The sequence below is a fragment of the Pseudomonas sp. NPDC089752 genome (genome assembly GCF_044748725.1).
GTDB lineage: Bacteria > Pseudomonadota > Gammaproteobacteria > Pseudomonadales > Pseudomonadaceae > Aquipseudomonas.
Map to the genome: position 1 here is coordinate 1 of NZ_JBIVGP010000029.1, position 13,568 is coordinate 13,568.

The window sequence follows — 13,568 nt, forward strand, 5'->3', positions numbered from 1 at the left end:
CACCTGATCCCATCCCGAACTCAGCAGTGAAACGATGCATCGCCGATGGTAGTGTGGGGTTTCCCCATGTGAGAGTAGGTCATCGTCAAGATTCAAACCCAAAGCCCCTGTCTGCGCTGCAGACAGGGGCTTTGTCTTTTCCGGCTGATCAGATCAGAACTGATAGCTGACCGTAGCGCTCACATTGCGCTCTTCTCCCATGTAGCAGTAATTCAAGCTGGCACACGAAGCGATGTAGGTTTCGTTGGTGAGGTTATTGGCGTTCAAACGCACGTCCACACCCTTGAGCCCGACCTTGCCCAGGTCGTACCCGACCGAAGCGTCGAATAGCGTGTAGGAGGGCACCTTCATGCTGTTTTCCGCATCCACCCAACTGTACCCCACGTAGCGCACGCCGCCCCCCAGCCGCAGGCCGTCTAGTGGCCCCTGGCGGAAGTTGTAATCGGCCCACAGCGAGAGCATCTGCTTGGGTGCCTGGGTGGGTGAATTACCTTTGTTGTCGAGCTGACCCGACACCAGGCTTGGCATCGACTTGGAATACTCGATATCGGTAAAGGTGTAACCACCCAGCAGTTTGAGGTTGTCGGTCACCTGCACGTGGGCTTCCAGCTCCAGGCCCTGCGAGCGCACCTCACCTACAGGGCGATAGAAGTCTTCGTTCGGCTGCTTGGATGCCAGGTTCTCTTGCTCGATGCGGAATACCGACGCTGTGAACAGATTGTCACTACCCGGTGGCTGATACTTGATGCCGGCTTCCCACTGGGTGCCCTCGGTCGGCGCCAGAGGGCGGCCGTTCTGATCGGAGACGGTATTGGGGTTGAACGATTCCGAGTAGCTGACATAGGGCGCTATACCATTCTCGAACAGGTAGAGCACGCCGGCACGTGTGGTGAACTTGGTGCGGTCATCGCTAGCTTTGGTATCGCTGTCACGGTTCTCCTCGGACACCTTCACCCAATCCTGGCGAAGACCCAGCGAGAAGCGCCACTGATCCAGCTCGACCAGGTCCTGCAGGTACACCCCGGTCTGCTGCAAACGACGCTGGTAGCGGTTTTCACCCAGTACCTGAAGGTTGCCATTGCCGTACTGCGGGTTGCCGGCATCAAGTGGGTCGACGGTGCCGTAGCGCCATGCCACATCCGCTTTACGCCGCTGATAGTCGGTGCCCAGCAGCAGCGTGTGCTTGGCCGTACCCGTGAAGAACTCCGCCTGCAGCATGTTATCGATGATGTAGGAGTGCAGGCGCTCATCACCGCCGGTATAGGCGCGGTTGAGGATGTTGCTGTCGGCGTCCGCCCAGCCTGCCGAGTAGACCTGATCCATCGACACATCGGAATCCTGGTAACGGAAGTTCTGCCGTGCGGTAAAGACATCATTGAAGCGGTGTTCGAACTGGTAGCTGAACGACTGTTGCGTGCGCTCGTAGTTGTCGATGCCCGGTTCACCTTCAAAGAAGTGATCGGACAAACGCAGGCCGTTGCGTTTGTGCAGCATGCCGTCAGCCGGGTTACCGCCGTGATAGCCCCCATTGGGGTCGTGCTGCAGGTAGGCCTGCAGGGTCAGCGAGGTGTCCTCTGTGAAGTCGATGCTGATGGCCGGGGCGATGGCGTAGCGTTCTTCCTTGTTATGGTCGAACTGTGTGTCGGAGGAATCCGCCAATCCGGTCAGGCGATAGGCAATGCGCTTGTCGTCATCCAGCGGTCCGCTGAAGTCGAAACCCATGCCACGCTGCCCTTGGGTACCCACCGTGGCTTGTACCTGGTGGTAAGCCTCGAACAGCGGCTTCTTGGTGGTCAGGGCCACCAGACCACCTGGGGAACTACGGCCGTAGAGTACCGAGGACGGGCCTTTGAGGATGTCGATACGCTCAATGAAGTACGGGTCCACCTGCATCGTGCTGTAGGTGCCGTTGTCGCCCATCGACTTGAGGCCATCGACGTAGATGTTATCCACAGAGCCATCGTTGAAACCGCGCATGGCCACGTAGTCATAGCGATGCGTGGCGCCGTAAGGGTTGGTTAGCACACCGGGTGTATAGCGCATGGCCTGGGCAACGGTTTGCGAGCCTTGGTCGTCGATCTGCTGCCGGGTCACTACCGATACCGACTGCGAGGTCTCCACCAGCGGCATACTGGTCTTGGTCGCGACCTGGCTGTGGGTGGCGTTGTAACCCTCCATGCTGCCCAGCGCGTTACCCAAGGTGAAACTGCGCACATCGGTATCGGGAAGCGATAGTGCCGCCTCTACGGGGCGTGCGCGAAGCACGTAGCTGCGACCGTCCTGGCTGACGGCTTCGAGGCCTGTGCCATTGAGCAACTGGCGCAGTGCCTGATCAGCCGAATACTGTCCCTGAAGGCCGCTGGACTTCAGCTCGCCGGTCAGCTGAGGGGTACTGGTCAAGGTGATGCCGGCCTGGCGGGCGAACTGGTTGAGCACGTCTTTCAAAGGGCCAGGTCCAAGCGCGTATTGCTGGCTTACCGGGGCAGGCGTTGCGGCGAGCGCCAGCACAGGCGCGCCCGTCATTCCCAAAGCCGTGCCGAACAGTGCGGCGCGTATCGCCTTGCCTAGTCTGGCTGAATCCAAGACAGGTCGAAAATCATTCTCGCCAGTGGCGTGCACTCTAGGTGTAACGATGGGCATATCGAAGTCCGTCGGGTGTTGAAGGGCAGAAGGGGTGCTTACTGTCCTAGCCGGACGTGTTACCAATACCCGCCAGAAATTTCTCAGGAATGTCGAATCAGGCCACAGGCTCCAGCTGTATCCACCAACGTGTGTGTTCGCGAAGCCGTACAGGCAGCGTCTGCGGTAGCAGTTGCAGTAGTCGATACGGGTCGTCCAGGCGATACACCCCAGACAGGCGAAGGTCTGCGACGTCTTCAGTGCAGCCCAGGTATCCATGGCGGTACCGGCTCACCTGCGCGAGAAAGTCTGCCAAACGCATGTCGCGTGTGACGATCAGCCCTTCCGCCCAGGCTGCGGCGTCCATGTCCACCTGCTCCAGACATTGCGCGCCGAAAGCATCCACCCGCCAGTCCTGCTCGCCGCCAATCCACTGCAGCTCACCGGTGCCTGGCAGGTGCAATGCGACCTTGCCCTGGCCGACGCTCACCCTCGTGCAATCGACATCCTGGCGTACGACAAAGCGTCCTTCAAAGCCTTCAAGCAGTGCGTCACGCGTCTGTACCAGCAACGGGCGACCTTGATACGGCGTTTCGCTACAGGTCAGCATCAGTTCGCCGTGCTTGAGGCGGATCATGCGCTGCTGCTCAGTGAAGGCCAGGTCCACAGCGCTACGCGTGTTGAGTTGCAGCGCAGAGCCATCCGGCAAGCGCACACTGCGCCGCTCCCCGGTCACGGTGGCAACGTCCGAGGTCCAGGCACTGACGCTGTCCAGGTCCTTGGCCAGCCAGCTTGCCGTGCCCACCAGGGCAACGCCACTCAGCAACTTGAGCGCCTGGCGCCGGTGCAGGCGCCGCTGGCTGGTCTCCAACGTCTGCAGGGCAACGCCGGCCCCGGGAATCGCGCGCAAGTCGAGATCCTGATGCAGGCTGATCACGCGTTGCCAGGCCAGCTCATGTTCCTGCTCAGCCCTGCGCCAGCGTTCGCACTGTTCAGACAACGCCGGATCGTTGCCGCTTTCACGCAGGCTGAGCATCCAGTGTATGGCCTGTTTCACGGCCGTGGAGGAGGGCGCCACTTCAGCACTCGTCTTCGAAGCGCAACAGGTAACAGTGGTAGAGCGCATCGGCGATATAGCGCTCCACCGAGCGCAGCGAGATGCCCATCTGCTCGGCAATGGCCTTATGGCTCAACCCTTCGCACTGGGCCAGCAGGAATGCCCTACGGACCTTGGGTTTGAGCCCGTCAAGCATGCGCGCGATGCGCTCAAGCAGCTCCAACAGCAGTTCGCGGGTTTCGGCCGAGGGCGCCTGCGCTTCAGGCAGGTGGGCCAAAGCTTCGAGGTACGCACGTTGCAGTTCTTCACGCCGCCAGTGGTCGATCACCAGGCCGCGGGCGATCGTGCGCAGAAAGGCCCGTGGTGTGTTTAGCGGCGGCTGTTCAGGACGTTGCAGCAGGCGCACGAAAGTGTCCTGGGCCAGGTCCGCGGCATCGGCCGCATTGCCCAACTTGCTGCGCAGCCATCTGTTCAGCCAGTTGTGATGGTCACTGTAGAGCGAGTGCACGGAGTCATTGGAGGGCATGACGCGCCATTGGCATAAATGATAATTAGTCTCATTGTTTGCCAGGGCGGGCGGCGATTGCAACTGTCATTTGCACTCAGTGCGGTTACGGAGCCGATTGCTTGTCCAGGTAGTTCCTGATGACCCGAGCGCCATTGTTCAGATGCTGCTCCAGTATTCGCACGGCTTCATCCACCAGTTTGTCGCTAGCCGCGTCCGCCAATGCGTTGTGATCGTCCTGGGTCAGTTTGCCCAGCCCCATCGACGACAGATGGAAGCGTAGGAATCGCTCTTCCTCGTTCAGCTCGTTCTCGATCAGGCGCAGCAGTTTCTGATTCGGTGCCTTGCCATACAGGGCCATGTGGAACAGCCGATTGAGACGGCCGATTTCGGCATGACGGGTTTCGTTTTCCAGCTGCTGAATATAGCCGCGGGCGCGGGCGATATCGTCGGCATCGAGCAGCGGAATGGATTGGCGCAGCGCCTCGGATTCAAGCAAAACGCGCAACGCGTAGGTATCAACGGCGTCTTCGCCAATCAAGGGCGCCACTACAGCCCCTTTGTGCATTTCAACCTTAAGCAGCGATTGCGCTTCGAGTTGGCGCAGCGCCTCGCGCACAGGCATGCGGCTGACGCCATACAAGGTGGCGAGTTCCTGTTGACGCACGGCAGTACCCGGCGGCAAGCGGCCATCGAGAATAGCGCTGCGCAGACGCTCTTCGATCACGGCACGGGCCAGATGTGCTGGCAGTTGTTCACTGGCCAGCACATTGCTCAGTTTGATTTTTTCGCCCACGCGAAGTCTGCCTCGACGACTAAAGTTGGATCCAATGACACTAGTTACAGGCAAGTGGGCTTGTCAAACCCGCGCACGCAGAGGGGCATGCGATTGAAGTCCATGGGATATGGTGGATGAACTCACTGGCCAAAGGAAGCGCCATATACCAAGCGCTAACAAGAAAGTTATAGCTGACAAGTTATTGGCCGCCATGATTGCAGGGTGCCATTGTTTTTTGATCTGGCAGGCCGCAACATCGCTGCTTTCGATTGGTCTGAACAGGTCTTCGCAGTGGCGATACCCTGGGTACTCAAAACCGCTGTGCGCCGTATTGGCCTCGCTGTACTGCTGGGTAGCTTGCTGCTGGGCGGCCTGCACGCGGACTGGGATTTCTCCGCAATCAGCCGCAAGTCACAGGCCCTGTACGGCCCGCTTGGTGCGGGGAAGGGACGCATCGATGCCTGGCAGAACCTGATGGCCACGCAGAGCCAAGGTACCGAGCTACAGCGGCTGCAAGTGGTCAACTTGTTCTTCAACCAGCAGCTGCGCTATGTCGAAGACATAGACCTGTGGCGCGAAGTCGACTACTGGGCCACGCCCATCCAGGCCTTGATCAAGGGCGCCGGCGATTGCGAGGACTACGCCATCGCCAAGTACTTCAGCCTGCGGCGCATGGGCATTCCCAGTGAAAAGTTGCGCATCACCTACGTCAAGGCCTTGCGCCAGAACCGCGCGCACATGGTGCTGACCTATTATTCAAGCCCACAGGCCCAGCCGCTGGTGCTCGACAGTTTGATGGACGCGATCAAGCCGGCCAGCCAGCGTACCGACCTGCTGCCGGTCTATGCCTTCAACGGTGAAGGGCTGTGGCTGACGGGCGCCGCGGGCAACAAGAAGGTCGGAGATACCAAGCGCCTGTCACGCTGGCAGGACGTGTTGAAGAAAATGCAGGCCGAAGGGTTCCCGGCCGAACCGGTTTACTGAAGGAGCACAGATGTCACTGTTCAAACAATTGCTGTTGGCCATTTGCCTGTTCCTGGTGGTCGCGTTCAGCGGCAGCTTCATGGTCAGCCTGGAGAGCTCGCGCAGCCAATACGTCAACCAGCTGCGCTCGCATGCCCAGGACGCGGCCACGGCGCTGGCGTTGTCGCTGACACCGAACATCGACGACCCGGCCATGGTCGAGCTCATGGTCAGTTCGATCTTCGACAGTGGTTATTACGCGAGCATCAAGGTCGTCGACCTGGGCTCCAATGCGGTGTTGGTCGAGCGTCACGCCGAGCCCGACCCAGGCGGCGTACCAGCCTGGTTCATCCATCTGATCGGGCTGGAAGCGGCCGGTGGCGATGCCATCGTCAGCCGCGGCTGGCAGCAGGCGGCGCGGGTCGAGGTGATCAGCCACCCCATGTTTGCGATTGCCAAGCTCTGGCAGAGCGCCTTGGGCAGCCTTGGTTGGTTGCTGCTGTGCGGTGCGGCGAGCGCGGTACTCGGCGCATTGCTGCTGCGTCGTCAGTTGCGGCCGCTGGATTACATGGTCGAGCAGTCCCACGCCATCGCCCGCCGCGAATTCCTCAGCCTGCCGGAGCTGCCGCGCACGCCGGAGCTGCGCCGTGTGGTGCAGGCGATGAACCAGATGGTAGAGAAGCTCAAGGCACTGTTCACCGAGCAGGCCGAGCGCAGTGAGCGGCTGCGGACCGAGTCCTATCAGGACAGCCTGACCGGCCTTTCCAACCGGCGTTACTTCGAAATGCAGCTCAACAACCGGGTCAGCAATCTGGAAGATGCCCGTGCCGGTTACCTGTTGCTGTTGCGCGTGCAGGACCTGGCAGGGCTCAACGCGCGCCTCGGCGGCCAGCGTACCGACCAATTGCTGCAGGCGGTTGGCGAACAGTTGCGGCGCACCTGTGCCCGTTTCCCGGAAACCAAAGACCTGATTTCCCGCAGCCGTGGTGGCGAATTCGCCGTGCTTGCGCCAGGCATGGTGCATGAGGAAGCCGTGCAGCTGGCCCAAGCGCTCGAGGCGACACTACAGAGCCTGCACGAGACTGGCGCCACCGACGTCGACCCGGTGGCCTGTATCGGCCTCGCCCCCTTCAGCCCCGGTGACGCTCCGCAGGCGCTGCTCAAGCTCGCCGATGAGGCTCTGGCCCGGGCGGAGAATCAACCCACGCCAGGTTGGGTGTGCCTGGAGCAAGGCGCCGCGGCGGTCGCTGGCGACAGCCATCATGACTGGCACACTCGGCTCGACCAGGCCTTCGTCAAAGGCCAGTTCGAACTGTTTTTCCAACCGGTGGTGGATTGCCATGATGCGCAACGGCTGCTGCATCACAAGGTCATCTCGCGGCTGCACGATGATCAGGGTGAGGCGCTGCCAGCGGGACGTTTCCTGCCCTGGCTGGAGCGCTTTGGCTGGATGCCGCGGCTGGATTCGCTTGTGCTGGAGAAGGTGCTGGCGCACCTGCGTAGCCACGACCAGGTGCTGGCGCTGAACCTGTCGGCCGCGACCCTGGCCGACCCCAAGGCCCTGCAACGTGTCTATGAGCTGCTGGGGCAGAACACCGCGCTGGGGCCACGCCTGATCTTCGAGATCGGCGAAGAGCAATTGCCGGAGCAGGCAGTACTCGAGCAACTGACCCGGCGCCTGCACGGGCTTGGATTCGGGCTGGCGCTGCAGCGCTTCGGAGGCCGCTTCAGCATGATCGGCAACCTGGCGCACCTGGGCCTGGCCTACCTGAAGATCGACGGCAGCTACATTCGCAACATCGACCATGAACAGCACAAGCGCCTGTTCATCGAGGCGATTCAGCGAGCGGCGCACAGCATCGACTTACCGTTGATCGCCGAGCGGGTCGAGACCGAAGGTGAGCGGCAGATGCTGGGGGAGATGGGCGTAGAAGGCATACAGGGCCAGCTGGTCGGCGAACCTGCTCCCTGGCGCTGACTGCGGTAAAGGGGCGGGTCAGATCAACCCGCCTTCCTCTTCCTCTTCGATCAGGTTGTTCAGGCTGCCCAGCGCTTTGCGCGCTGTGGAACGGCTGAGTAGCTTGGCCTGAGCACCGGGTGGCAGGTCAGTGATGCTGAACACGCCTTTGGCGGTGAGCACTTCGATCAGGTCCTCGAGCACACGGATCATGTCCAGGTCGCTCTGCTTGAGCTGCTTGAGGCTGTTCTCGACAACGTCGTCGGCGAACCATTCCTGGATCTCGGCATGATCCGCAGGGAGCATTTCGGTGAATTCAGCATAGGGTGCGGCTTCTACCCGTAGCAACTGGCCGTCGGCGTCGCGTTGCACGTAGAACATGGCGTCGTCCCTCGTCACGATAATTCCTTGTTGGTAGACAGCAGCATAGGCAACTTTGATCAGGCGTGTCAGCCCGGCGCATGAGTATGCGCTGTAGGAGGGTGTGAGAAAAGACCGCCCCGCGGTGGCCGGCTAAAGCCACCGCGGGCGTGGGTCAGTTGTTGTCGATCTTGATGGTCGGGTCGGCACCACTGATCAGCGAGTTGATCGTGGTATTCGACCAGTTGACGCCCTCCAGCTTGATCGACACATCGGCATTGGCCAGGCCGCCAGCCGCATTGAGCTTGCCTTCGGTACTCACCTGCAAGGTAGAAGAACCGTCTACCGTGGTGATCTTCAGGAAGTTGTCGATGGTGCTGGCCTTCTCGCCCTGCAGCAGGTCGCGCAGGTCAAGGCGGTCGCCTTCGGTGGCCTTGAAGTCCTTGATCACATCGTTGCCGATGTCACCGGCCTTCCACACGAAGGTATCGGCACCGCTGCCGCCGATCAGGATGTCGTTGCCCTGGCCGCCGATCAGCGTGTCGTTACCGCTACCCCCGAGCAAGATGTCATTACCTTTGCCGCCATCGAGGGTGTCGTTGCCACCCTGGCCGAAGATGATGTCATTGCCTGCACCGCCCATCAGGGTATCGGCGCCGTCGTTGCTGCCCGAGATATCGAACTCGGTGTAGTGCTCGCTGACGTACTTGTGCATCGCACGCGCATCCACGTCACCGGCATCCACGCCCAACTTGCTGGCGACGTAGCCCTGGATCGCCTCGACGCCGGTACCGGCGACCGACGGGAAGGTCAGCAGGTCGCCGAAGATGATGTCGTTGCCATCACCGCCGTTGACCGTGTCGTTACCCGGGTTGGTGACTTCGGTGTGGCCGAGGATGGCATCGGCGAGCTTGCTCGGGTCGATGTTGGTCTGCGGCTTGCCATCGGAGTCGAACGGCTTGAGATCGCTGGTCTTGACGTCGTCGTTCAAGCCAATGGCTTCGACGCTGGACAGGCCGGACAAGATCTTGAAGCTGTCGGTGGAGTTGTTCCAGGTGGCATCGCTGGTGCTGCTACCGGACCCGGAACGGCTGGACAGCTCGTAGCCGCCGTTGCCTTCGGCGCGAATGTCGCCGGACAGGCTGGTGGTCCACCTGCCGCTCCAGTAGTTGTAGGTTTGCACCGTCAAGCCGCCATCGCTATCGATGGTCAGGTAATTGCTGTTGTCCAGGTACTTGCTGACCGTCATCCCTGCCTTGTAATTGATCGAGGCCAGGTAGCTGTCGAAGGTCTGGTTGGTGCTGCCCAAGGTCGGGTTGCCTTGCTCACCGCTCTGGTAATAGGTCGGCTTGCCGTCGGTGATGAAGAAGGTCTGGTTGGTACCAGTGCTGCCCGCTGCCTTGAGGTTGGTGAACCAGTTGGCGGTGGTCTTGAACGCATCTTCGTAGTTGGTGCCGCCACTGGAACTCATGCTGTTCAGTGCGTTGAGCAAGGTTTTCAGGCCGGCATCGTTGAGGGTCACCGATACGCTGGTCTTCACCTGGCTGGCGAAGTCCACCAACAGGATGTTCACAGTACCAGACTGCGCACCCTTGACGCTCGCTGCCAGGGTCTTGAACACCGATTCCAGCGAAGACTTCGCTGCGTTCACACCGGACGAACCCATGCTGCCCGAGGTGTCGACGACGAAGGCGATGTTGTAGTCCTGGCCCGGCACCACGTGCAGGCCGCTGACATCGGCGACGACGATGTCATTGCCGTCGGTGCCGGTGATGTTGTCGTTCTCCGCCGACAGGTTGCTGGTGGTGTAGCTCTGAGGGTAGACCGTGACCTTGATACTGCCTTCGCTGGTCGCGGAGCTGCCGCCCACGTTCTCGGTGGAAGTCGAGGTGACCTTCACATCGAACTGACCGGAGTAGTACGCCGGCGGCTTGATGGTCAGGCTGCCGAGGTTCCAGCCGGTCACGTCCACAGCGGAGGAACCGACGGTGAACGTATGGCCGGCGTTGTCCGCGACCACCGAACCTGCCGGGATGCCGCTGAGTTTGACGCTCAGGCTTTCCGAGCCATCGGTGTCGGTCAGCCCGGTGCTGATGCTCACCAGCTTGACCGGCGCGCCGTTCTCGCCGCCTTCGTTGAGCTTGTAGCCGTCGTAGTAACCCTGGCCATTGCTGCCATGCAGGTCCGAGACGGTCACCCCGGCATTGGCCAGCGCACCGAGGTTCGGATACATCGGGATGTTGGCGCTGTTGAGGTCGGTGACCGCACCATTGCCCACCTTGATGTTGACGTCGAGGCTGCCTGGGCCGGCCTGGTTGGCGTTGTAGATTTCCAGGGTGTAATAGCCGCTGGTGGTCGGCGTGAAGCTGCCGGAAATGCTGCCGCTAGCGGAACCCCAGGTGGCGCCGGCTACGTTCTTGCCGCCGATGACGATTTGCAGGCTGTCGTCGGCGGTGCCGCTGAAGGTGTAGGTCTTGCCGGCTTCGAGGTAGATCAGGCCGGAGGTCTTCGAGCCAGTGCCTGGGCTGACGGTGGCCGTGGTATCGACCGTGGTCACCTGCTCGCTCTTGCTGGCGCTGCCGGAGTTGGCGAACACGTTTTTCAGCGCATCGCCGGTGATGCCGTTGCCGTTGGTGCCCAGGCCGGTGAGGCTGGTCCAGCTTTCCTTGGTCAGGCCCAGCGAGTTGACGTTGTTGTTGCCGATGGCCAGGTCCGGCTTGTCGGCGACCGGCGTGATGTCGACCTTCAACGTGGCTTCGCTGCCAGCGTCTTTGCCGTCGGTAGGTTTGTACTTGATCTGCGCGTAGTCAGCCTGCTTGTTGCCCACACCAGTGCCGCCGTAGCCGTCCACGCCCGACTGGTTGGCCACTGGCACGAACTTGAGTTTGCCAGCGGCGATGTCGGCTTGGCTGATGGTCTGGCCCGCCTTCACGTCCACCCAGGTGGTGCCGTTGTACAGCTTCAACGTGCCGGCATCCGGCAGCTTGGTGATGGTGATGCCCAGGCTGCTGGTCGGTGAGTCGACATCGCTCACGTTGAAGTCGCTCCAACCCAGTACCAGGTCAGTGTCCTCGGTGCCGGTGACCGCACCACCTGTGGTGGTTGGCGCGTCGTTGACCGCCACCACATTGACCGTGGTGGTCGCCGTGTTGGAGGTGTTGACGCCATCGGTGACCGTGACCGTGATGATCCGCGGTGTAGTGCTCGGGTCTTCGCTGGTGTTGATGAAGGTGATGTTCTTGATCGCCTGGATGTAGTCAGCCAGCGAAGCTGTGCCGCTCAGGGTCAGGACCACCTTGCCGTCGGTGCTGTTGGCGTTGATGGTGATGCCGTTGACGCTGTTGCCCAGATTGAGCGCATCGCCTGGCTGTCGGTTGGTCAGCGTCACGGTCGCACCAGTCAGCTTCGAGCTGTCGAAGTCGGTGATCGATACATCGATATCGCCGATCGAAACGCCGCTGCCCGGCTGATTTTCGGTGAAAGTGGTCTGGTAGTCGGCGCCGGTCTTGCCGCTGGAGTCGTTGGCGTCCAGGTCAAGTACCGGGGCTGGCTCGAAGATCTGGGTGGTGACGCTGCCCGCAGTGCCGCTGACCGCCAGATTCTCGAAATTGCCGCCGCTGGCGGAGTCGATCTTCACCGTGAACTGCTCGGTGCCTTCGGTGACGTTGTCCTTGATGGTCGGAATGGTGAACGTGGCCGAACTGCTGCCAGCCTTGATCGTCACAATGGCCACGCCGGTGTAGTCGGCACCATTGCTGGCCGTGCCGGAATACGACAATTTCACCGTCACATCGGTTTGCGCGTTGTTGCTCAGGTTGAGCGTGTAGGTGGCATTGCCGCCTTCAGCCACGGCGGTGGTGCCGGTGATGCCCAAGGTAGTGGTCTGGATGGTGTCGGTCACGCTCGTGACTGCAGGCGTGTTGCTGACGACCAGGTTCTCGAAGTTGCCACCGGTGGTGCCGGTGATTTTCGCCGACACGTCACCTGCGTCGATGTACACGTCATCGGCCGGAGCGGCTACGGTGACCGAGCCAGTGGTTTTGCCTGCGGCGATGTTGATCGTCTGGCCGTTGCTCAAGGTGACGGTCATCGCCGTGCCCGCCGGGTTGCTCAAGGTGGCGGTGTAGGTAATCTGACCACCCTCGGCGACCGTCTGCGTGGCGCTCAGGGTCAGGTTGGTGTTGTCGATGGTGTCGCTGACTTTGGTTACGGCGAAGGCACCGTCGACAGACAGCAACTCGAAGTCGCCGCCGGTGCTACCGTCGATTTTGGCTTGCACCGAGCCCGCGTCGATGTACGGATCATCGCCTGGCGCGTTGATCGTGATACTGCCTTCGGTCTGCCCCTTGGCAATGGTGATCGTCTCGCCATTGCTGAGTTTGATGGACATGTCGGAACCGGCCTTGTTGGACAAGGTGGCGGTATAGGTGATCTTGCCGCCTTCGGCGACCGTTGGCGTGGCGCTGAGGACCAGGGTCGTGGTGTCCTTGGTGCCTGCGACATCCGTAACCGACGTCGACGGGGTACCGGCGGTGACCAGTTTTTCGTAGTTACCACCCTCGACCTTGGTGATGCTGTTGGTCAGCGGGGTATTGGTGTTGTAGACGTTGTTCGGCGCGGTGAAGTTGACCGAGCCGGTGGATTGGCCAACATCGATGGTGATGCTCTGGCCGTTGGCCAGGGTCACCACCAGCGGGCTGCCGGTAACTGGAGCGCTGACGGAGGCGGTGTAGGTGACTACGCCACCTTCGACGACCGAACCGTTGGCAGTCAGGGTCACGGTCGACGTGTCGATGGTGTCGCTGACATTGGTGATCGCTTCGGCTGGGTTCACTGCCAGTTTTTCAAAATCACCGCCGGTGGTGCCGGTGATGGTGGCTTTGACCTGGCCGGCATCTTTGTAGACATCGTCCGATGGCGCTGGGACGGTCACGGTGCCCGAGGTCTTACCGGCGGCGATATTGATGGTCGCGCCGTTGCTCAGCGTCACGGTCATGGCCGTGCCGGCCGGGTTGCTCAGGGTCGCGGTGTAGACGATCTGGCCGCCCTCGGCGACGTCGCCGGTTGCGCTCAGCACCAGGTTGGTGGTGGCCTGGGTTTCTGGGCTGTCGGTGACGGTGGTCGTGGTATTGCCGGCGGTTACGAGCTTCTCGTAGTTGCCGCCCTCGACCTTGGTGATGCTATTGGTCAGTGGGGTGTTGGTGTTGTAGACGTTGTTCGGCGCGGTGAAGTTGACCGAGCCGGAGGACTGGCCAATATCGATGGTGATGCTCTGGCCGTTGGCCAGGGTGACCACCAGTGGCGAACCAGTCACCGGTGCAGATACCGA

At 61.2% G+C, this 13,568-nt stretch carries 8 protein-coding genes and 1 rRNA gene; 3 read left to right on the forward strand and 6 right to left on the reverse strand.

Annotated elements, in window-relative coordinates; translation table 11 throughout:
• Positions 1 to 91: ribosomal RNA gene (gene rrf, locus ACIPZF_RS25955) — 5S ribosomal RNA — on the forward strand; the annotation flags it as partial.
• Between the two features lie 62 nt (positions 92 to 153).
• Here the strand turns inward: rrf and ACIPZF_RS25960 are convergent.
• From ACIPZF_RS25960 to ACIPZF_RS25975, 4 genes are all read right to left on the reverse strand, one after another.
• A complete protein-coding gene (locus ACIPZF_RS25960; RefSeq protein WP_400804893.1) occupies positions 154 to 2,523 on the reverse strand; it encodes a TonB-dependent siderophore receptor in 2,370 nt (789 codons plus the stop codon).
• 214 nt (positions 2,524 to 2,737) lie between these two features.
• A complete protein-coding gene (locus tag ACIPZF_RS25965) occupies positions 2,738 to 3,745 on the reverse strand; it encodes a FecR domain-containing protein (protein ID WP_400804896.1) in 1,008 nt (335 codons plus the stop codon).
• Positions 3,699 to 4,202: a sigma-70 family RNA polymerase sigma factor gene (locus ACIPZF_RS25970; RefSeq protein WP_400804899.1), complete on the reverse strand. Its 504-nt coding sequence runs from the start codon at positions 4,200 to 4,202 to the stop codon at positions 3,699 to 3,701. Before ACIPZF_RS25970 ends, ACIPZF_RS25965 begins: the two co-directional genes overlap by 47 nt.
• 85 nt (positions 4,203 to 4,287) lie before the next feature.
• Entirely contained in the window at positions 4,288 to 4,977 is a 690-nt protein-coding gene (locus tag ACIPZF_RS25975; RefSeq protein WP_400804902.1) for a GntR family transcriptional regulator, read from the reverse strand.
• A 204-nt stretch (positions 4,978 to 5,181) separates the two neighbouring features.
• Here ACIPZF_RS25975 and lapG point away from each other — a divergent pair, with 204 nt between their 5' ends.
• Both lapG and lapD read left to right on the forward strand, forming a co-directional pair.
• Entirely contained in the window at positions 5,182 to 5,943 is a 762-nt protein-coding gene (gene lapG, locus ACIPZF_RS25980; RefSeq protein WP_400804905.1) for a cysteine protease LapG, read from the forward strand.
• A gap of 10 nt (positions 5,944 to 5,953) precedes the next feature.
• Positions 5,954 to 7,900: a cyclic di-GMP receptor LapD gene (gene lapD / locus ACIPZF_RS25985; RefSeq protein ID WP_400804908.1), complete on the forward strand. Its 1,947-nt coding sequence runs from the start codon at positions 5,954 to 5,956 to the stop codon at positions 7,898 to 7,900.
• An 18-nt stretch (positions 7,901 to 7,918) separates the two neighbouring features.
• On the opposite strand, the gene ACIPZF_RS25990 is transcribed toward lapD, so the two are convergent.
• Together ACIPZF_RS25990 and ACIPZF_RS25995 are read right to left on the reverse strand one after the other, a co-directional pair.
• Entirely contained in the window at positions 7,919 to 8,260 is a 342-nt protein-coding gene (locus ACIPZF_RS25990) for a tryptophan synthase subunit beta (RefSeq protein ID WP_400804914.1), read from the reverse strand.
• Between the two features lie 154 nt (positions 8,261 to 8,414).
• The coding region (locus tag ACIPZF_RS25995; RefSeq protein ID WP_400804911.1) for an immunoglobulin-like domain-containing protein at positions 8,415 to 13,568 on the reverse strand (5,154 nt) is incomplete at its 5' end.